Consider the following 21,163-nt stretch of genomic DNA (forward strand, 5'->3'; position numbering starts at 1 on the left):
CACGGAATTTAGTTGTTTTGCATCGACCGGTTGAATCCACAACACAAAGCTGCCGCTTGGAGATCATCCCCGGCCGTTCACGCTCATACCTGATCCATAGCCTCGGTCATCCCCCGATCTTCACCCAGGAACCCGCCACTCTGATGGTGCCACAGCCGCGCATAGATGCCGTTCCTGGCGAGCAACTCGGTGTGGGTGCCCTGTTCGATGATGCGTCCATCGTCCATGACAACAAGTCGATCCATTGCCGCAATCGTGGACAACCGATGGGCGATGGCGATTACGGTTTTTCCCTCCATCATTTCATCGAGGCTTTCCTGAATGGCCACTTCGACTTCCGAATCCAGCGCGCTGGTCGCTTCGTCAAGTAGCAGGATAGGGGCGTTCTTGAGCATCACTCGGGCTATGGCGACGCGCTGGCGCTGGCCGCCCGAAAGCTTGATGCCGCGCTCGCCCACCAAGGTGTCGTAGCCGGTGTGCCCTTGCCGGTCGCTCAGTTGGCTGATGAACTCATCGGCCTGGGCATTGGCCGCGGCACTGCGGATTTGTGCGTCGCTTGCATCGGGTCGACCGTAGGCGATGTTGTCGCCAATGGAACGGTGCAGCAGGGAAGTATCCTGGGTGACCATGCCGATGGCGCTGCGCAGGCTGTCTTGCGTCACGTGCGCAATGTCTTGCCCGTCAATGCGAATCTGCCCGCTGTCGACGTCATAGAAGCGCAGCAGCAAGTTGATGAGTGTGGATTTGCCCGCGCCGGAGCGGCCCACCAGGCCGATTTTTTCGCCAGGACGAATGCTCAGGCTCAGGCCATCGAGCACTTGGCGTTCGCCATTGTAGTTGAAGCTCACGTTGTCGAAGGTTACCGCTCCGCCGGAGGTCACCAGGACTCCCGCGCCTGGCGCATCCTGCACCTTTGGGCCGCGGGTAAGGGTTGCCATGCCATCCTGTACGGTGCCGATGCCTTCGAACAGCGAGGCCATCTGCCACATGATCCAGTGCGACATGCCGTTGATACGCAACGCCATGGCGGTAATCGCCGCCACGGCACCTGTGCCGACTTCGCCCAGGTGCCACAGCCAAAGCGCATAACCGCCTGCTGCCATGATCAAAGCCACCACCAACGCTTGGTTGACGATCTCGAATTGGCTGACCAGGCGCATCTGGCGGAAGCCGGTCTGCTTGAAATCCTCCATGGCCGCGCGCGCGAAGTGCGCTTCACGATTGGAGTGGGAGAACAGTTTCACTGTCGTGATGTTGGTGTAGGCGTCTGAGATACGTCCGGTCATCGACGACCGCGCATGGGCTTGTTCCTGTCCGACTTTCCCCAAGCGGGGGACGAAGTAGAGCATGGCCAGCCCGAACAACACGATCCAGGCAACGAAGGGCAGCATCAGTTTCAGTGCGAAGCCGCCGGCCAGTGCGATGATCGCGATGAAGTACACCCCGATTCCGGGTGCGATCTCGATAAGGGTGAACAGCACGTCGCGCACGGCCAGTGCAGTCTGCATCACCTTGGTGGTGACCCGTCCGGAGAACTCATCGGAAAAGAACGAAAGGCTTTGCCGGAGCATCAGGCGGTGGAAGTCCCAACGCAGTCGCAACGGCAGATTGATCGCCAATATCTGGTGCTGAACCATGGTTCGCAGAGCCACCAGCCCGATGCTGGCAAGCATTACGATGCCCATGCCCCACAACACGCGACTCTCCTGCGCAGCCGCATCACCACCGGCCTGCCAGGTCGAGAGCAGGTCCACGACCTGGCCGAGGAAGGAAAACAGCCAGGCTTCGTAGATCGACACGCCGGCACTGAGCAGCGCAAACGCAAGAATATAGCCGCGGGCGCCCCGTGTGCACGCCCAAAGGAACCGAGTCAGGCCTTCGGGTGGCGGTGGTATCTCGTCGGGCGGGAAGGGGTCGAGTCTTTGTTCAAATGCGCGAAGCATGCTGGTCTCCGAAACGATCAAGTAAGGAGATTCTGCCATTTAAAGGTTACTTTGAGGGTTATATGGAGTGGCGGGTCAGCGCTTCATGATCCGATCAACTTGAAAGCCCAAAGCGCCGCCATGCCTGCCGCCAGTGTCAGGACAGTATTTCGAGTCTTCCACGCGACCCAGGCAGCAACAATGGCGGCGGGGATTTGCGGGTTGCCGAGCACGAATTCACTGTGCCCGTTGGGATACACCACGGCGGGGAGTACCAACGCCGCCAGCACACTTGCCGGTACGTAGAGCAGGGCTCGACTCAGCAGGTCGGGAATTCGCCATCGACCATAGAGCTCGACAAACGAAAGGCGCATCACAAAGGTTCCCACGCCTACTGCCAGAAACATCCCCCACAAAGCCAGGTCACTCATCGTGTCTCCTTCTCGACGCCGTCAGAGCTCATAGTGTTCAACGGGCTTCTACGAATGTTCTCGATCAATAACCCTGTAAAGACTCCACCTATCGAAGCCATTACCAATCCAAGGTTGTAGGGCATATTGACTGCCAACACAGCGATCAACCCGCCGACCGCTGCGGCCCCCAGGCTCGCCGCACTACGCAGATTGGGAACGAGAAGCGCCAGAAAAGACAAGGGAATGGCAAAGCTCAGTGACCACGACTCGGGGATACTTGCGCCCAGAAAGACCCCGGCCAATACCGAGAGCTGCCAGGTTAGCCACATGGCCACAGCAGTACCGGCATAAAAGTAATGTCCGAATCGATCTGGTTCTCCCGAGGAAAACCTTAGACTGTAGAGCGCGAAAGACTGATCGGAAAGCAGGTAGGACATTGGCCATGTCCAGCGACGGGGCAGGTGATGCAGGCGAGGTGCCAACGAAGCGCTGTACATGATAAAGCGCAAGTTGATGATCAAGGCTGTAACCACAATCGCCACCGGCAAGACACCGTTATGTAGCAGCTGGAGTGCAACCATCTGTGCGGATCCAGAGTAAAACAGCAGCGTCATGCCCATCGTCATGCCAGGCGACATTCCCATTTCGATGGCCATCACTCCGGTAACCAGCCCGAATGGAATCACTCCGGGAGTCAATGGAATGAGCGTTCGAACGCCGTGCATGAAAGCTTCCATTCCTGTTCGATACTGCATTTCGTTTCCTTTTGACCGGCGCTGCGAGGGCTTCGTGGAGTGGAGTGTAGGCGCCGCAGGAGCATGGGCAGAATCGACTTTTTTTCTGAGAAAACAGGTACTTTTTGTTATGGCAAGAATTCCCCAGCCTGATCAGGCACTCATGAAAATGCCATCGTTCAAGGCCATGCGGTCATTTGTTGCTGCCGCCAAGTACCGGGATTTCACCCGGGCCGCAGAAGCGTTGTGCTGCTCCCCGGCGTTATCAGCGCTTTGGCTTTCACAGCTGTCGGAGCAGGTCGACTGGAACGTGTGGTTCGCTTTTCAATCCCACGATCTACAGATACCAACGGCGCAAAGCCCGCATTACTGCGCGGTTAAGAGGCATTCAGTCAAGAGTCCTCAATCGCCTGTGGAAAGCCCATGCTTGTGTGCGTAGGCGTACAGATCTACGCGGTTAGTCAGGCCCAGCTTGCTGTAGATCGATGTCAAATGGTTGCGCAGCGTGTGCTCGCTGATGTGCAGTTTCTCGGCCACCAACTTGCCAGGGGCTGAGGGATCGCTGGCCAGCGATGCAATGGTTTGCTGCTCGCGGCGTGTCAGCCTGGCGATTTTGTGTTGCTCCGGGTCTATATCGCGATCGGCTTTCTTGCGCGCCAGTTCAAGGAAGATACGGCTGGTCGCATTGCGGTCAATCCAGAGTTCGCCTTCATGCACTTTTTCTATGGCTTTGAGCAAAATTGAGGCGGATGCCGACTCCCGCTTATCCACCACCCCACGTGCGCCCGCCAGCACCGCACGGTCATGCAGTGCCTCGTCGCTCGACCCTGTCACTACCAGAATCCTGGCTTTGGTCCGGCTGTGCAGTTCGGCCAGCGACTCGATGCAGTCCTCGCTGTCCAGGTCCAATACCACCACATCTGGTGTGTACAGGTGCAGCGAAAGCAGGTATTGCGCCACCGACGCCGTCGAACCCGCCAGCGCCAACTTCGGTTGAGCGCTTTCCACCAGACGCTCAAGGCCCCAGGCCACGAGCGGTAGAGCAACTAACAGGACTTGAATTGGCATGCGGCTCGCTGCCTCTTTAGGCGGGTTGTGTTAGCTGATCATGATAGCAATCGTTGCAGATCCTGGCTTTTTCCATAGCGCTTCAGGCACCCCCTCCCATGACATTTGTCCCGTAAAACACTGTTTTTCCGGGTGATTGACTCCCAGAAAAAAGGGATAGAGCACTCATGTAAAACACAGTGGTCGTTTTTAGACTGCAGCCATGAAAGACGCACACCGAATTGAGCCCCGTGAACAAGTCACCCTGTCGCTGCAACTGATCGGCGGGGGCAACGGTGTCACCCGTGACATCAGCGCCTCCGGATTGTATTTCGAAACCGATAGCGAGCAGCAGGTGGGCAACTTGATTGACTTCGAGATCGAACTCGACACTCCCGGCGGCCCGATGAAATTCAAGGCGCAAGGACAAATCGTGCGCGTTGAGCAACAGGATGGCAGGGCGGGGGTGGGTGTGAAGCTGCTGGCCAGCCGGCTGGTACCGGTGGAGTGAAGTGTTCGTGGGTTGAGGAAGAATCGGCTTGTGGCTGTTAGCGGCCCACAGCGGTTTTTTTCTCAGGGTGACATTCTAGGGAGAAAAACATGGCTAGCACTACAACTACCAGCGGCGGAACCGTTACCTCGTTCTCCAGCACGCCGCAGGCGAAGGATGACGTCCTTAACACCACTGAAAATCTGCTGGGGGTCATGTATTGGGACGTCATGTCCAATGACCTCGGTGGCAACGCGAAGACACTCTGGTCACTCGACAACGCGGACAGTCTTTCTACTGCCACCAAGGTTTATGCTCCGGCCGACCTGCTGACCCAGGATACGGCGAGGGCTGAGGCGACGAGTACTGACACCAGCTTGAATGGTGCAAGGATCTGGATCACCCCGGATGGCAAGGTCGGCTACGACGCCGCTACTTTCACCACTGCTTTCAAGGCACAACTCCAGGCGCTTGCTACTGGCGAGATCCTGACGGACAGCTTTACCTATGCGATGCGTCTGGGCAACGGAACGCTCAGCTGGGCCACCGCGACAGTGCAGTTTTCGGGCGAGAATGATGGTGTGACGATCGGTCTCGGCGCGCAGGCCGGCACGGTGACCGAAGACGCCGACACCACTGCGAGCGCAACCGACTCGCTGGCGGCCAGCGGCACGATAACCTTCAATGACATCGACCTGAGCGACACGCACACGGCGACGTTCGCGCCGGCGGGGGGCAATGCCACTCAGCTTGGTACATTCATACTCTCGCCGGTAAGCGAAGCCGCGAACGCGGCCGACGGTTCGGTGCAATGGACGTACAACCTGAGCAATACGGCGGCGCAGTACCTGGCCCAGGGACAGACAGTCACCGAAACTTACCTGGTCACCATCAGCGATGGTCATGGTTCGTCGGTAACGCAGAATGTGAGCGTCACCATCACCGGCACCAACGACGCACCAACGGTGACGGCGGCAGAAATCGAAAGCGGTGCAGTGACCGAAGACGGCACCACGGTGGCCAACGGCAGCTTCGCCTTTGGCGACGTGGACCTGGCCGATGACGCCCATGTGGCCAGCGTGAGCGCGCCGGCCGGTGCGCTGGGTACGCTGGTGGCCAACGTCAGCGACGAGAGCACCGGCGACGTGGCGGGCAGCGTGGGCTGGACCTATACGCTGGACAACAGCGCGGCGCAGTACCTCGCCGAGGGCCAGACCAAGACCGAAGTGTTCACGGTGACGCTGACCGACGACTTCGGGGCGACGGTGACCAAGGACGTGACGATCACCCTGACCGGCAGCAACGACGCGCCCGTGCTCAGCTTCGCGACCGGCCATGATGCCGGCGCGGTGCAGGAGGACACCGCGCTCAGCGTGAATGGCCAGTTCAGCTCGGCCGACATCGATCACGACGCCACGGCGACCTGGACCATCAATGGCTCGCCCACAGGCACTTACGGCTCGATCGCCGTGGACACTACCGGCCAGTGGACGTACACGCTGGCCAATGGCACCGATGGTATCGCCAGTGCGGTGCAGTCGCTGAAGGCCGGCGAAAGCCATGAGGACGTGTTTACGGTGCAGGTCAGCGACGGCCTGGGCGGCGTGGACACCCAGCTGGTGACCGTTACCATCACCGGCAGCAATGATGCACCCGTGCTCAGCTTCGCGACCGGCCATGATGCCGGCGCGGTGCAGGAAGACAGCGCGCTCAGCGTGAATGGCCAGTTCAGCTCGTCCGACATCGATCACGACGCCGCGGCGACCTGGACCATCAATGGCTCGCCCACAGGCACCTACGGCTCGATCGCCGTGGACACTACCGGCCAGTGGACGTACACGCTGGCCAATGGCACCGACGGTGTCGCCAGTGCGGTGCAATCGCTGGCGGCTGGCGAGAGTCACAACGAAGTGTTCAGCGTGCAGGTCAGCGACGGCCTCGGCGGTGTCGACGCCCAACTGGTGACTATCACCGTCACCGGCAGCAACGACGCCGCCGTGCTGTCCTCGGCCAGCGTTACGCTGAGCGAAACCAATGCTCCGCTGACCACCGGCGGCAGTCTGACCATCAGCGATATCGACAGCCCGGAAAGCTTCCAGGCGCAGTCCAACACCGCCGGCAGCTACGGCCAGTTCTCCATCGGCACCGGCGGAGCCTGGACCTACGTCGCCAACTCCGCTCACAACGAGTTCGCCGCCGGCACCACCTACACCGACAGCTTCGCGGTGAGCAGTGCGGACGGCAGCCTCACTTCGGTCACCGTGAATATCCTCGGCACCAACGATGCGGCCGTGCTGTCCGCCGACACCGCCAACCTCAGCGAGACCAATGCCGCCGTCGACATTTCCACCACCGGCACCCTGACCATCAGCGACGTCGACAGTGCCGCAACCTTCGTCGCGCAAACCAACACCGCCGGCAGCTACGGCCAATTCTCCATCGGCACCGGCGGTGCCTGGACCTATGTCGCCAACTCCGCCCACAACGAGTTCGCCGCCGGCACCACCTACACCGACAGCTTCGCGGTGAGCAGTGCCGATGGCACCCTCACTTCGGTCACCGTGAATATCGCCGGCAGCAACGACTCACCGACGATCACTTCCAACGGTGGTGGTACGACGGCGTCGGTCAATGTGGCGGAGAACACCACGGCGGTCTCGACAGTGACGGCGACCGATGCTGATCTGCCGGCGCAAACACTGAGCTACTCGCTCCTGAATACGGTCGGGACGGACTTCAGCAAGTTCTCGATCAGTTCGAGCGGGGTGCTGACGTTCAACTCAGCGCCCGATTACGAGAATGCCCAGGATGTCGGTGGTACTGACGGCGACAACGCCTACGTCGTGGACGTTCAGGTGGCCGACGGCAATGGCGGAACCGACACGCAGACGATTACGGTGAACGTGCAGAACGTCGTTGAGACGCCAGTTGATACCGTGGCGCCAACGGTGATAGTGACAGGGACTGCCTTAGGGAGTTCGATGGGTTCAACGTCGACGGTCACATTCCAGTTCAGTGAGACGGTGAGCGGTTTCAACCTGTCTGATGTAGCAGTGACGACAACGAGCGCAACGCCACGCGCAACCTTCAGTAACTTTACCCAGGTTGACGGCGATACCTACACGGCAACGCTGACCAGAACGCTGGGCGGTAGCATAAAAGTCGACGTTGCCGCGAACAGCTACACCGACCTGGCGGGCAATCCTGGTGCGGCCGGGAGCAGTGCAAACCTTCCGGCAGGCGTTGCCGGCGAACCCGTTAATCTGGCCCTCAACGTTCCACTGGCCGATATTAGCGGCCCCGTGACGGTGACTATCAGCGGTGTTCCTTCGGGGTGGGTGTTCAATGCAGGAACCGACAATGGCGATGGCACCTGGACCGTGCAGACCAGTGATCCCGGTGCATTGACCGTGACAACTCCAAGCGAATTCGCCGGTGCGTTGGTGCTCGATGTCAACATGTACTGGAACAACAGCGACGGCAGCACCGCAAGCGCCTATGTGTTCAACAACGTCGAAATCTATGCCCCAGGCGCACCGGTCTTCGCCTTGTCCACCGACGACAACCTGACCGGCTCGTCCGGTGCCGACACCTTCGTGTTCGCCCGGCCGATCGGCAACAACGTCATTTACAGCTTCGATGCGGTGGCGGACAAGATCGACTTGATCGGCTTCACGGGCGTCAACGATTTTGCGGATGTGAGTATCGTCAACGACGCGAGCGGCAATGCCGTGCTCAGCATCAGTGCCGACCAGACGATCACGGTCAAGGGCGTGGATGCGGCGGCGTTGAGCGCGGCCAACTTGTTGTTCGATGTGGACCCGGTCACGACCAATACGGGCACCATCACCATTGCCGACGGCGCGATCATGCCGTTCGGTGGCAGCATCCATAACAGCGGCACCATCGAGCTCGGCTCCACCGGCAGCGCGACCAGCCTTGAGATTCTGTTCCGTGGCGCGACGTTGAGCGGTGGTGGGCAAGTGGTTCTGTCCGACAGCGCGCAGAACGTGATCTTTGGTGGCAGCGCGGACACGGTGCTCACCAATGCCGACAACACCCTCTCGGGTGCCGGCCAGTTGGGAGCGGGGCAGATGATGCTGGTCAACTCGGGCCTGATCCTTGCCAGCGGTATGAATGCACTGGTGATCGATACCGGCAGCAGCGCCGTCACCAACACGGGTGTGCTGCAAGCCAGCGGCAGCGGCGGACTGGTGATTGAAAGTGCGGTCATCAACAGCGGCAGCCTGTGGGCGAACGATGGCAACATCACGGTCCACGGCGACGCCAGTGGCGCGGGAAGCGCGACTATCAGCGGTTCGGCGATCCTGGAGTTCGGTGCAGCCTCCGATCAGCATGTGACGTTCGACAGCGGGGCGGCAGGCACGCTCAAGCTCGATGTGTCGACGGCATTCAGTGGCAGCGTCAGCGGTTTTGCCGCAGGTGACAAGCTGGACTTCGGCGATGTTGCTTTCGGCGCCAATACGCAGATCTCCTATGCAGCGAATGACACGGGCACCGGCGGCATGCTGAGCGTGAGCGACGGTGCGCATGTGGCGCAGGTCGCGCTGAATGGCCAATACGCGGCCGCGGGTTTGCAGGCGAACACCGAGGGCAGCGGCAGTGAGCTGGCCTACGATGCAGCGGCGGCAAGCCATACGATGCTGGGCGGCCAGGCCAACGACATTCTGGTCGGCGGTGCGGGGGACGATCTGTTTTTCGGCGGGCTGGGCAACGACACGCTCAATGGCGGCTTCGGCAACGATACCTTCATGTTTGCTGCGGCAGGCTTCGGCAACGACTCGATCCAGGACTTCGATATTGATCCGGCCGCAGGGCAGGACTTGCTCAATATCGCAGGGCTGGGGATCAGCAGCGAGACGTTCGCTGCCAACGTGAGCATTGCCGCTGACGGGGCGGACACGGTGATCGGGATCGGAGTGGACACTATTCGCCTTGTCGGTGTTAACAGTGCAGGTATCGATCAGACGGACTTTATCCTGATGACATGATGCTTTTGCTACTGGCCGCACGTTGCTATGCGGTTGCAGACCTCATCGCGAACAAATCCGCGATGGGGTTTGCGGACGGTAGAGTCCTGGTTGCAGTGGCTGTTGCAGCGGGAACTTCAGGGTGCTGGCCAGGTCAATTGGGGCCCCGTATCGCAGATGCCGAGCAGCGCCTTGGCCTGTTTTACTTCAGTGTCGTCCGAGATCAGTCGAGTTCGCCCCCCTGATGCCAACCAAGAGTTTTCTGTCGGGACTCATCCTGGCGTTCTGCGCCGTCGCGTCGCTTTGTTCGGTTGCCGCCGAGCGAAGAGCGCCCGCGCAAAGCAACAGCGCATCAACCACCCTGATCGAAACCGCCTCGCGACAGTATGAAAATGGCCAACTGGACCAGGCTGCTGCCACGCTGGAGCGTGCCCTGCATATCCAGCCGAACAATCCCGCGACCCTGCATTACCTCGGTGTGTTGCGTCTTCAGCAGGGGCAGTACCAGCAGGCCGAAACCCTGGCGGCGCGCTCGAACATGCGGGTTGGTGGCAATGTCGCGTTACGCAACCGCAACTTCCAATTGATCCAGGCGGCGCAGCAGGCCCAGGCTTCGGGTATTCCACCCAATGCCAAAGAGGACCTGGTCGCAGCACAGAAGGGGCTGCAAGAGGAGGCCCAAAGGCGCCGCGAAGCGGAAATGGCCGTTGCCGAGCAATCCACTCCGGACACTGGGCACGATGCTGGCAACTTCGCTCGCGCAGAGGCAGATCGGGTTCCGGCTGCGCCGATGGCTGGCAGAACCGGGCCCGAAGGAAAATTACAAATGGCTAATGTCGAGCCGGGGCGGGCGTACGCTGAGGTTGAGATCCCGCGCGACCATATGCCGCCTCCGGGCAAATGCCGAATCTGGTTTCCTGATCGTCCGCCGGGGCATCAGCCTGCACCCGGCAAATGCAAGAAGCTGCGACATCGGGTTCCGTCAGGAGCCTATCTGGTGCGCGGCTGAGTTCTGAGTGTCCACTTCTGGCTAGGGGGGTGTCCGTCGCGAGGGGCTGCAAACAACTGTGATCGGGATAAAGTTACCTGCCGAAAACGCTATCAAATGCGGACTGACCGATCGTCACCAATTGGATCAAGGCCAATTGACCGGTGATTGAGCTACTCGGCCTTTTTACCGGAGGTCACGAGTTCAATCGGATCCGTTATGTAGAACAAGCAGGTAGATATGCAGGGCGATGTTCAATCTGCCTGTACCGATCAACTATGATTTTTCGCTGGCGGATCACGTTGAGGGTAAACATGCGGAGCCTCGATTCTCTCCTTGAGCTTGGCAGCAAAGTCGTGAGCACTTTTTTCATGCCGAAACTGAACTCGTCTGATGCCAAAACATACAGACCAAAGAGCTTCTCTTTGACTGGATAGGTACTCGATTTTCACTGACATGATCATGTCTCCAAGGCGCGATCCAAGGGTTAAAAGTGGATTTCAGCGGTCTTGAGGCCCAAGTCTCGAAGCTCTGCGATCAGGTCATCCAGATGCCCGAAAGACTCGACTTCCTCGTTGTCATCTACCAAGAAATAACTTCTCCCGGCGTCCTTCTTGAAAAACACGATCCACTCCTTGGGGTTGGTCGGGTTTGCGATCACATGGGTGTCAAAGGTCACGCCTTCGGCGTGTTTGCATTTCACAGCTTTACGATTCATGTCAGTCACCACGCTACACGCGCTCTCAAGATTCTCTATTTGCAGTGCATGCCCGCCCAGCTCCATCTGAACTTTCTCTATAAACATTTCCAGCCGCCCGAAGCAGTGGATCAAGGGCATTTAAATTATCACTGTATGTTAATATTATGCACATGCATCCACTGAGGAGCTAGCCATGATTGCGATAGTTGAGGCATGGAAGGCGGGGTTGTTGGGGCGAGAGCATTGGCTGCGCAATATGGTGTCTGGCGTGATCGTCGGGGTCGTGGCGCTTCCTCTGGCAATGGCGTTTGCCATTGCATCTGGCGTCAAACCTGAGCAAGGCATCTACACCGCAATCATCGGTGGCCTGCTGGTTTCGCTCTTTGGGGGAAGCCGCTTGCAGATTGCCGGGCCGACAGGCGCGTTCATCGTGATTTTGGCGGGAGTCACGGCCGAGCATGGTGTTGACGGTCTGCAAATCGCCACGATGATGGCAGGTGCCATATTGTTATTGCTGGGGATGACCCGGCTCGGTGCAATCATCAAGTTTATCCCCGATCCGGTGATCGTCGGATTCACCGCAGGCATCGGCGTGATCATCTGGGTCGGACAGTGGAAAGACTTTTTCGGTTTACCGAGGATCAGTGGAGAGCATTTCCATGAAAAGCTCTGGCATTTGCTCCAGGCGCTCCCTGATCTTCATTTGGCCACGACCCTGCTGGCGGTACTTAGTCTTTTCCTGGTCATCACCGCGTCCAAAATGCCCGGACTCAAACGGGTACCTGGTCCATTAGTCGCAATGGCGGTAGCTACAGCGATACAGTCAACCTTTCATTTCGAGGGGGTAGCCACGATTGGCAGCGCATTTGGTGGCATACCTCAAGGCCTTCCAGCGTTGAGCCTGCCTGAAATCACGCTGTCTCGCGTCATCGATTTGATCGGTCCGGCGTTCACTATCGCCATGCTTGGAGCGATCGAATCACTGCTGTCGGCGATGGTGGCCGATGGCATGGCGGGCACTAAGCATGATTCCAATCAGGAGCTGATCGGTCAGGGAGTGGCTAATCTGGTCACTCCATTGTTTGGCGGTTTCGCAGCTACCGGAGCGATTGCCCGTACTGCAACCAATATCCGTAACGGCGGCACGAGCCCGCTGGCCGGCATTATGCACGCGGTCACGTTGGTGCTTATTATTCTGTTTCTGGCACCTCTGGCCTCAAACATTCCACTGTGCGCTCTGGCCGCCATTCTTTTCGTGGTCGCGTACAACATGAGCGAGTTGAAGCACTTCAAACGCATGGTCCAGCGGGCCCCTCGCGCAGACGTAGCTATTCTGCTCATCACTTTCAGTCTCACAGTGTTCAGTGACTTGGTGATCGCTGTGAATATCGGCGTCATCCTTGCGATGCTGCACTTCATGCGCCGCATGGCCTCATCTGTTGAGGTACAACAGGTAGTCGAACATGAGCTAGAAGAAGAGTTGAGGGCCAATGGGCACACTCGCCTGCCGGCAGGCACATTGATTTATACGATTGAAGGGCCATTGTTCTTTGGCGCGGCTGAGACCTTCGAGCGAGTCTTGGCACAGACCCATACCGATCCACGTCTGCTGATTATTCGCTTGAAGCGTGTACCGTTCATGGATATCACTGGCTTGCAGGTGCTGGAGGAGGTCATTCAGCAACTGCACAAGCGCAATATCGTGGTGAAACTCTGCGAAGCGAACACGAAGGTGCTCAACAAGCTCGATAGGGTGGGTATCTTGCAAGAAATCGGCACGGAGCATTACCACGCCGACTTCAACACCGCGCTGGCTAAAGCGGTCAGCCTCGCAGAGGGTCCGTCGATCCTTTAGAGGCTTGCTGCCCGTGTCAGGTTATGACTTGGTACTGGCGGCATGCTTACTTTTGGTTGAATAGGTGGCGCCGTGGGTGTCCAGGTAGTCACGAATCAGTTGACGGACCACCTGAGAAGGCGTCAGGTCTTGTGCTGCACAGAGTTTCTCGAAGGCTTTTTTCTTGACGGGATCAATGAGCACAGTGAGGCGCGCAGTCTTGCTTTCCATGGGGTATTCAATCGCTCAAGTCGCTAGATGTTAATCAAATTGTAATTGCCTTGTCCGGTGCTGTCACTGTGCTGCTCGTTAGTTCGACTTTACTCACACGAAAAGATTTGGCTCTCACGGTGGGTGATGAGTCGGATCTGCTTCGACTCAGCGTGGATAATCCCCATCCGCAAGGAAGGGAGCAAATTTATTCCAGGCTAGCCGACTGCCTGCAACGGGTGGACTGTGGCTAGTCACGAGCGACCGGATATGGCCGCGGTCCGAAAAAGAAACCGCGGCAACCGATCAATCAGGCGGAGGGGAGCAGGCCTTTCTGTTTGGCAACATGAGTCGCCAGTGCGTCCATCAAATCCGGGGACAGGCAGTCATAGGGTTCCAGGCCGATCGAGCGCAGGCGCTCGCGAATAGCCTTCATTTGCGCTGGCGGTGTGCCGGTTTCGATGATGGAGGACACGAACGCCGCGAATCCCGGCGCCGCCCATCCGCTCTGTGGCGAAAGTTCGGTGTGGACGAAGTCCAGGCCATAAAACGCATGGTCCTTGTTCTCGATGCGCCCAAAGAGATGAGCGTGACACTGCTTGCAGGCGTGGCGCTGGATGGTGGCGGTTTCGTCGACAATTGCCAGTTTTTCGCTGTGGGCAATGACGCTGACCTTATCTCGAGGCACCACCGCGATGACGGCGAATGTCGCGTTTTGTGGTTTCCAGCATTTGCTGCATCCGCACGCGTGGTTATACAGAGTTTGTGCGTCGATCTTGACCTCGACCTTGTCGGTCGCACACAGGCATTGCAGGGTGCCACCTGTGAAATTCGCGGCGGCGGGTTGGATACCGTTGTCCAGTGCGGGGTGAAGTTGCAAGGTGCTCATGCTGGCGTCTCCGTTTCAGGGGGGGGCGGACAAAATTGCCTGGGGCCGTACCTCAGACCGGTAGTTCAGCGACTTCGAGACGATGGTCAGGGCAGAGGTTGCAGGCTGGTTTTGAAGGTAGTGACCACTCGGTTACGGCCTTCGTGTTTAGCGTGATACAGGCGTTGATCGGCTATACGCAGAATTGCCTCGATGGTGTCGCCATCGCGACCGGATTGCGATACGCCGATGCTCACTGTAACCACGGTTGACCGCTGCAGGCCATGAAAGGAACTGTTTGCAACGGTGTTTCGCAGACGCTCAGCGATTTCGTGCGCGCCTTCAAGTGAAGTCTGAGGTAGCAGTATCATGAATTCTTCCCCGCCCACTCGGGCTACACCGTCATACGGCCGGATCGAATCGAGGCATTTCTCCACGAAACTCTTCAGGATGTCATCGCCAACCTGATGCCCGAAGCGATCGTTGATGGACTTGAAATTATCCAGATCGAGTGCCAACACGGAGAATGGCGCACCGCCGCGTTTGGTCCGGCCAATTTCGGCTTCGACCCGCTCCATGAACCGACGCCGATTGTCAGCGCCTGTCAGTGGATCGGTCGCCGCAAGGTGCCCGAGCTTTTGATTGGTGCGCTGGAGCTCCTGCAGGGCGCTCTCGGTATACGCCATCGCCTCGGCAAGACGCACCATCAACTCCTCCTGGCTGTAAATCTTCGAAAACGACCGCGTGGTGAGGAACGCTTGCACTACCCCATAGCTCAGCATGAAGAATCCACCGGCGAAGATCGCGTGGGCGAGCCACCACATATGGTTCCACGGACGTGCAAGGATGAAGGCAAGAGAGGACAGCGCGAACGCGGTGACCGAGATGATGAAAATTGTCATCAGCGGCGAACGGATACGGCGCAGTACGAGTATTGTCACGGTCAATGTGGAAAGAACGAGGGCACCACCCTCCATCGAGAGGCGCACCGCGAGATCGCTGGCGATCGGCGAATTCGCGACGTACGCCACTGCCCCGTCAACCACCAGGAACAGTCCTATCCAGGTCAACCACGGGCGGGCCTTCATTCGTTGGTCCGCGGTATCAGGTGGGCGGTGGTACGACAGCATTGCGACTAACAGCAGAATCGACATGACCAGTCGAGAGGCTGGTCCATAAAGCAGGAAGAGCCAGATATTGTGGTGTGCTTGTTCGGTGAACGCACCGTGCAACGCGTAGATCAGTACAAAGCCGAGAAATCCAAGCGTCATCCATCGCAGCAGCGGATCTCCCGATGACTGATAGCAGCGCCACGTTACGTAGGTAACAAACAAGCCTGCCAAGGTGGCTGTCGTGATCGCAACTATATGGAACAGGTGATTCTCGAATAAAAGCGTGGGGTCCTGGAAAAAGTATAAGTAGCCAATCAGATAGGCCGGAACAAACGCAAATCCTGCGAGCAGCAAGTAGGCGTAAACCCTGACCATGAGGCGAACGGCTTCAGGTGGTTCGTCGGTGGCGATGAGATTGCTCATGGTTCCCTCCAATCTTGAATCCATACAGCCAACACCGGTCCGGTGTTGGCGCCGCCTGCATGCCCACGGTCACTCGCATCACTACCCAAATACGGGATGGACCGGTCTATGGCATTTCAATTATGGATAAAAATTCAACCTTCTGATCAGAGTTTTTTCAGGAAGTCCAGTAGCAGCTCATTGACCTCTGTCGCGCGCTCTTGTTGTATCCAGTGGCCGGCACCTTCGAGGATATGACACCCGCGCAGTTCCGGCAGTGTCTGCGCGAAGGCTTCGATCTGCCGCGGGGAGCTCGGAAACTTCAGCACGCCGTCGCGGCTGCCCGCAATGAACATCGACGGCTGCCGGATAATGCAACCGCGCCAAGGTGCCAGCAGTGCCCATGAGCGAGTCATGTTGCGGTACCAGTTCAAGCCGCCGCGAAATCCGCTGCGGGTGAATTCGCGGGTGTAGTAGGCAATATCCTCGAGGTTTAGCCAGTCTGGCAGGGTTTCGGGCTCGATCATCGCGCCCAGGAAGCCCTGGCCTGGCTGCAGCCTGCCGAAAACCGGCCAATCGGGCCCGTCACCCGAGCCACTGAAGTAGATGCGCCGGATCGACGACTCGATGTCCCTTTCCAGCTCGGCCTCGGCCACACCCGGCGTCTGGAAATACTGGATGTAGAAGTCGCTGATACCCCGTGAGACAAGCGCACTGAGGAGCTCCACGCGCCCCGGTGGCGAGAAGGGAACACTCATGCCGACCACGGCGCGGAACAGATCGGGTCGCATCAATGCTGCGCTCCAGGCCACCTGCGCGCCCCAGTCATGGCCAACGATCACTGCTTGCTGTTCGCCGAGTGCATTGACCAACTCGACCATGTCGCCTACCAGGTGGAGCGTGGTGTAGGCGTCGGGTTCGGCTGGCGCATCCGTGCCGCCATAGCCGCGCATGTCGGGCGCTACCGCTCTGTAGCCGGCGGCCGCCAGCGCAGCAAGCTGGTTGCGCCACGAGTACCACAGCTCCGGGAATCCGTGGCACAGCAAGACCAACGGACCGGAGCCCTGGATGGCGACCTGCATGCGGATGCCATTGATGTCGAGCAGTTCGAGGTGTGGCTCGTTCATGTGCGCTTCCTGCTATTCAAGCGATGGCCTCCAGTAACCGCGGCAGATTCGCCAGAGCCTGCTGCTTGCTGACAGAGAGCCGATGCAGCTGCGCCAGTTTCTCGGTGTCGGCCTCTTGCATGCCCCTGACCACCGCCGTCATGAAGTACAAACGCGACTGCCTGACCCAGCGGGCCAGGCCTTCATGCTCTCCCCAGCGTAGTTGGTTACCCAGGTTGACCGCCCACATTCTGATCCAGTCCGTGGGGAGGTGAGGCGGGGGGACCATTGTGCAAAACGCGTTCATTTGCGTTTGATCCTCCAGGTGGCTTTCCACATAAGCGATCAAGGCCGCGCTGAACAACGGTTGGCAGGTGCTTACCATCAACAGGTTGATCTTGCCTCCGTCGAACACCTGCATTTCAGGCAGTGACGGAATGGCGCTGGCACTGCAATCAATGTGCAGAACGCCTGGGCTCGTGGCGATGCTTCCCTGCTCGAGCACAATGCGCGTTGGCTCGATCACTCGCACCCGCCCCAGGCGCACAATGTTGTCGATGCGTCGCAGCTCACGCAGTTCCGCCTGTGTGACGGTGGCGCAGCGGTAAGCAGTGGGTTCGACGGTCTTGTCCAGGCGCAGGAGCTGGCCCGCCGCCTCAAGCCTGGAGAACAGGTCCGGGATCGAGTCCGCGGCGGCGATGGCCTCGAACTGTGCCGTGAGGCCGCCGATTGTTCGTTCGAAGCCGTCGAGGCCGGGTTGCAGGTTGGCCCGGTCGATCAACCACGGATCGTTCGGCATGATCCAGCAGATTTTTTCGGGCGCAACACCGTTTTGCAGGCACCACAGGCAGGCGTCGATCCCGGTCTTGCCCGATCCCACCACGACGTAGCCAGTGTGTGGGTGCCGGATCTTCGGCAGGTCGTTCAGTGGCACGCATTGCACGCCGGACTCCACCGTGTATCTGGGCGGGTGGGTCGAGGGCACCGCCGTCTGGGCATGGGTGGCGTCCACCACTTTTTTGCACACCCGCACCTGATGGCTTACGCCGCTAACGAGGGAGGTAAACCGGTGGTCGTCAATGCGGTCGCCGGTGTAGTCGCACATGGGGAAGTAACGGACCCGACCTGACGGCAGAAACTGCTGGTTCATCACCTGATCGAAGTAGCTCACCACCTCGGCGCCGGAGGCTAGCTCATACAAGCCCTCGTTCAGTGCCGTCGTGTCTTTCGTTCCGCTGCCCAGTTCCCGTGAGTTGACGCCATAGAAGGCCGAGGGCTGGTGCAATCGGACAAAGGGGTAGGCATCATTCCAGTGCCCGCCAGGTCGACCGTGTCGATCCACCATCACGATGCGTGCATTCGTTTCCTTGAGCAGCGTATCGACGAAGGCCATGGCCGTCGCGCCAGCCCCGATGACCAGGTAGTCGGTTTCGATAGGATTTGCGTCCATAAGGTTGCACCTTCCCGGAGGCTGCCCCTCCTTAACCTCCGAAGATTAGCCACCCATGCCGCGCGCAATAGAACGAATGCTCCTCACCCACATAACCAATGGAATTAATGGCTGCAGCCTGAATGTCCATACTCAAGTCGGCATGCGCGAAGAAACATCAGCCATGCGGCCTGGATTTCAGTTAACCGGTAGTCAATGACCGCGCGGTAGACGGACGCCCCGAAAACCGTCCCGGTGAACAACTTGAACGCATTGTCAGGTGTATTTAACGGAATGTTCCATTTAACAACTTTCTGCCTCGGGCGCACGGAAGGCCTTACTGTAGTAGCCGGACTGGTCGAAACAGCAAACCTGCTTCTTGCCGGATGCAAGCATATCGCAGGCATCACCAATTCTTTTTGCGCGCGTCTTAAGTTGCTTGGCTGAAGTAATCCAGTGAATCCAGTCTACTCGTGCGATGGTCGTCGTATTGTTCCAAACGTTACGAGCCTCGGGAGCGGCTGCCAGTGCCTCCTGAAAATCTGCCGGGATGTCAGGCTCGGGTTCCTTCTTCACAGGGGTTAGCTCGAGTGTAACGATATCCCCAACGGCCGCGCCTGCGGCCTCGAGTAACGCTCTACTTACCTGCAGCCAATGGCTCAGTTGACCATCGGGCTCAAGGGTTGCCTGGAAATGCTGTCCATTGATTGTGCCTTCAACTGTCGTCCTTCCTCGCCTCGGAAGCTGTTCACTCGCGTCTCTTGGCAGTACTACGAACGCCCACGACGTATCGTTACCAGGCTTTGCCGGACGAAGAAGCTTTGCTTCGAATCGGGATTTCACATCGATTGTTGTCATTGCAACTCCTCCAACTAATACGCCAAGCTCAGATGCGGTCGTTACCCAGGCCGACAGACAGGTGCCGATTCCGAGGTTCAGGGACGAGCGGTAACGGCACAATGTGACACATTCGGGATAAGACAGGTCAGTGATGCAGGCCGTTGCGAACCACTTGCCACTCACGCGGGGAATCGGGCTATCCAGTGCCTGGCAATCTCTTCGCGTCGGCAGATCCACACCGCATCGTGGCATTGCACGTAATCGAGAAAACGCGCCAGCGCCATCGCACGACCTGGGTGGCCACTGATCCGCCCATGCAGGCCGATGCTCATCATCTTCGGGTGTTGCGCGCCCTCCTGCCACAACAGGTCGAAAGCGTCCTTGAGCAGCTGGAAGAAGTCTTCACCGCAGGCGAAACCATTGGGCAGCAGATAGCGGGCGTCGTTGTTGACCAGTGTGTAAGGAATCACCAGGTGGGCGGGCGAGCCTGGGAGCCAATAGGGCAGGTCATCGTTGTAGGCGTCCGAGCTATAGAGAAACCCACCTTCCTCACGCAACAGACGGCGGGTGTTCTGGCTGACCCTTCCTGTGTACCAACCCACGGGGCGCTTACCGCAGATCTGCTCGATCACGTCGAGAGTGAGGCGAATATGGCGCCGCTCCTGGTCTTCAGGCATGTCGCGATAGTCCAGCCAACGGTAGCCATGCCCGGCAATCTCATGCCCCGCAGCGCAAAGCGCCAGGCCAATGGCCGGGGTGAGTTCCAGTGCCCGGCCGACGGCGAAGGCGGTCAGTGGCAGGCCGCGGGCGCTGAACAGATCCAGAATGCGCCACACCCCCGCGCGCGATCCGTATTCGTACATGCCCTCGACGCTCAAGTCCGGTTCCCCCACACGTGGCGGGCGGCCCGGCAGCTCGTGAAGCCAGGCCTCCGACTGGGCATCGCCATTAAGGAGGCATGACTCCGCGCCTTCTTCGATATTGAGTACGAACTGGACCGCGACGCGCGCCTCACCGGGCCAACGCGGGTGGGGCGGGCAGCCGCCATATCCGATGAGGTCGCGAGCGGACATCAGCCCAGCTCGAAGGTCGTGACGCCGAACACACGTTCGTGCGCGATCGCCGGAGGAGGGCCGAGGTACATGCGTGCGCAGCCGAAAACCTCGAGCATGCCCTGTTGGTGCACGAGTGCCATCGCGGCGGGATTATTCTCCGGGGCATCGAGAAACAGCGGGCCACCCTCGGCAAATTCCGCCAGGCGCGCATAGAGGGCATTGGCTGCCAGGGTGTCATCGGCGAACAAGGGGCCGATCTTGTAGCCTTCCCGGCAGTGCCTTACTACGCCATAGCCGCTTAGCCTGCCCGCGCGCCGGCAACCCACGGCGAGCGCATCGGCCTGGGCTATCCACCCGCTCAGGAAGCTTGCGCGCGCGGCGGGAAAACAGGTGCGGTCGTAATCGACAACCTGATCGAACGGGAAGGAGGCCAACGGGACGATGTCCTGGCCGTCTACCTGCGAAGTCGTCGGGCGGGCGGTGAGATCGGCGCGAAAACGCATGTTGCGATGGGAGAAGACGAAACCACCCTTGGCGTAGTAGTCCTGCATCGCGAAGACGCCGTCCATGCCGATGCTCGCGCCTGGGCGCAGGCGGGCGAGGAGTCGCTCGCGACGTGCGTGCCAGAGGGTATCGCCCAGGCCTTGACCGCGATATTCAGGCCGGACGATGAAAAAACCCATGAAGCCGAATTCGCCATTGTAGGAGGTGATGGCACCGCCGCCGATCAATTCGCCGCCCCGGGACGCCGCGATGAAGGCGGCAGGGTCCGTCGCCCAGAACAGCTCGGCATCGTGAAGGCCGGGATTCCAACCCTCACGGGCAGCCCAATCGACGAGCTCGTCCAGCTCGGGACGGGTCATGTTGCGTATGACCAGCTGATTCGACACCGCGAAGTTCTCCTCAGTCGCTATTGACGGTAAGCCCGACCCGGGTAAAAAAGAGGGTAGCAGGGCACCACCTGTTTGCCATTGGCCTGTCTACCGACCGCTTTGACCCGGAGCATCGGCGGGTTCTTCGCG

17 protein-coding genes are annotated in these 21,163 nt (G+C 59.1%); 4 read left to right on the forward strand and 13 right to left on the reverse strand.

Going from position 1 to position 21,163, the window contains the following annotated elements:
• Positions 1–83: 83 nt before the first annotated feature.
• The 4 genes from ACM6G4_RS05915 to ACM6G4_RS05930 form a co-directional block, all read right to left on the reverse strand.
• A complete protein-coding gene (locus ACM6G4_RS05915) occupies positions 84–1,943 on the reverse strand; it encodes an ABC transporter ATP-binding protein (RefSeq protein ID WP_056722851.1) in 1,860 nt (619 codons plus the stop codon).
• An 83-nt stretch (positions 1,944–2,026) separates the two neighbouring features.
• Positions 2,027–2,353 (reverse strand): AzlD domain-containing protein, encoded by a 327-nt coding sequence (locus ACM6G4_RS05920; protein ID WP_056722846.1) that lies wholly within the window; start codon positions 2,351–2,353, stop codon positions 2,027–2,029.
• Positions 2,350–3,090, reverse strand: coding sequence for an AzlC family ABC transporter permease (locus tag ACM6G4_RS05925; protein WP_056722844.1), 741 nt, complete (start codon positions 3,088–3,090; stop codon positions 2,350–2,352). The genes ACM6G4_RS05920 and ACM6G4_RS05925 overlap by 4 nt, the downstream gene beginning before the upstream one ends.
• 381 nt (positions 3,091–3,471) lie before the next feature.
• The gene (locus ACM6G4_RS05930) at positions 3,472–4,137 is read right to left on the reverse strand and encodes a LuxR C-terminal-related transcriptional regulator (protein WP_056722842.1); all 666 of its coding nucleotides are present in this window, start codon (positions 4,135–4,137) and stop codon (positions 3,472–3,474) included.
• Positions 4,138–4,339: 202 nt separating this feature from the next.
• On the opposite strand from ACM6G4_RS05930, the gene ACM6G4_RS05935 reads away from it, so the two are divergent.
• The 3 genes from ACM6G4_RS05935 to ACM6G4_RS05945 all read left to right on the forward strand — a co-directional run bounded on the left by ACM6G4_RS05935 (position 4,340) and on the right by ACM6G4_RS05945 (position 10,606).
• Entirely contained in the window at positions 4,340–4,627 is a 288-nt protein-coding gene (locus ACM6G4_RS05935; protein ID WP_056722837.1) for a PilZ domain-containing protein, read from the forward strand.
• Positions 4,628–4,716: 89 nt separating this feature from the next.
• Positions 4,717–9,618 (forward strand): beta strand repeat-containing protein, encoded by a 4,902-nt coding sequence (locus ACM6G4_RS05940; protein ID WP_414913253.1) that lies wholly within the window; start codon positions 4,717–4,719, stop codon positions 9,616–9,618.
• Between the two features lie 223 nt (positions 9,619–9,841).
• Complete coding sequence (locus ACM6G4_RS05945; RefSeq protein WP_414913254.1) at positions 9,842–10,606, forward strand: tetratricopeptide repeat protein; 765 nt, start codon at positions 9,842–9,844, stop codon at positions 10,604–10,606.
• Positions 10,607–11,072: 466 nt separating this feature from the next.
• On the opposite strand, the gene ACM6G4_RS05950 is transcribed toward ACM6G4_RS05945, so the two are convergent.
• Entirely contained in the window at positions 11,073–11,303 is a 231-nt protein-coding gene (locus ACM6G4_RS05950; protein ID WP_056723133.1) for a hypothetical protein, read from the reverse strand.
• 175 nt (positions 11,304–11,478) lie between these two features.
• Here ACM6G4_RS05950 and ACM6G4_RS05955 point away from each other — a divergent pair, with 175 nt between their 5' ends.
• Complete coding sequence (locus ACM6G4_RS05955) at positions 11,479–13,140, forward strand: SulP family inorganic anion transporter (RefSeq protein ID WP_056722832.1); 1,662 nt, start codon at positions 11,479–11,481, stop codon at positions 13,138–13,140.
• Between the two features lie 21 nt (positions 13,141–13,161).
• Here ACM6G4_RS05955 and ACM6G4_RS05960 read toward each other — a convergent pair whose 3' ends face one another.
• The 8 genes from ACM6G4_RS05960 to ACM6G4_RS05995 form a co-directional block, all read right to left on the reverse strand.
• Complete coding sequence (locus ACM6G4_RS05960; protein WP_056722830.1) at positions 13,162–13,350, reverse strand: ribbon-helix-helix domain-containing protein; 189 nt, start codon at positions 13,348–13,350, stop codon at positions 13,162–13,164.
• Between the two features lie 289 nt (positions 13,351–13,639).
• Positions 13,640–14,218, reverse strand: a complete 579-nt coding sequence (gene gfa / locus ACM6G4_RS05965) for an S-(hydroxymethyl)glutathione synthase (protein ID WP_056722828.1) — start codon at positions 14,216–14,218, stop codon at positions 13,640–13,642.
• 86 nt (positions 14,219–14,304) lie between these two features.
• Positions 14,305–15,732, reverse strand: a complete 1,428-nt coding sequence (locus tag ACM6G4_RS05970) for a GGDEF domain-containing protein (RefSeq protein ID WP_056722826.1) — start codon at positions 15,730–15,732, stop codon at positions 14,305–14,307.
• 146 nt (positions 15,733–15,878) lie between these two features.
• The gene (locus ACM6G4_RS05975; protein ID WP_056722824.1) at positions 15,879–16,838 is read right to left on the reverse strand and encodes an alpha/beta fold hydrolase; all 960 of its coding nucleotides are present in this window, start codon (positions 16,836–16,838) and stop codon (positions 15,879–15,881) included.
• Between the two features lie 16 nt (positions 16,839–16,854).
• Positions 16,855–18,267, reverse strand: a complete 1,413-nt coding sequence (locus ACM6G4_RS05980; RefSeq protein ID WP_414913255.1) for an NAD(P)/FAD-dependent oxidoreductase — start codon at positions 18,265–18,267, stop codon at positions 16,855–16,857.
• 282 nt (positions 18,268–18,549) lie between these two features.
• Complete coding sequence (locus ACM6G4_RS05985) at positions 18,550–19,104, reverse strand: YdeI/OmpD-associated family protein (RefSeq protein ID WP_056722819.1); 555 nt, start codon at positions 19,102–19,104, stop codon at positions 18,550–18,552.
• Positions 19,105–19,265: 161 nt separating this feature from the next.
• Complete coding sequence (locus ACM6G4_RS05990; protein WP_056722816.1) at positions 19,266–20,159, reverse strand: polysaccharide deacetylase family protein; 894 nt, start codon at positions 20,157–20,159, stop codon at positions 19,266–19,268.
• A complete protein-coding gene (locus ACM6G4_RS05995; RefSeq protein WP_414913256.1) occupies positions 20,159–21,031 on the reverse strand; it encodes a GNAT family N-acetyltransferase in 873 nt (290 codons plus the stop codon). Before ACM6G4_RS05995 ends, ACM6G4_RS05990 begins: the two co-directional genes overlap by 1 nt.
• Positions 21,032–21,163: the final 132 nt, after the last annotated feature.

Source organism: Pseudomonas sp. IT-P258 (genome assembly GCF_949767825.1).
Classification (GTDB): Bacteria; Pseudomonadota; Gammaproteobacteria; order Pseudomonadales; family Pseudomonadaceae; genus Aquipseudomonas; species Aquipseudomonas monachiensis.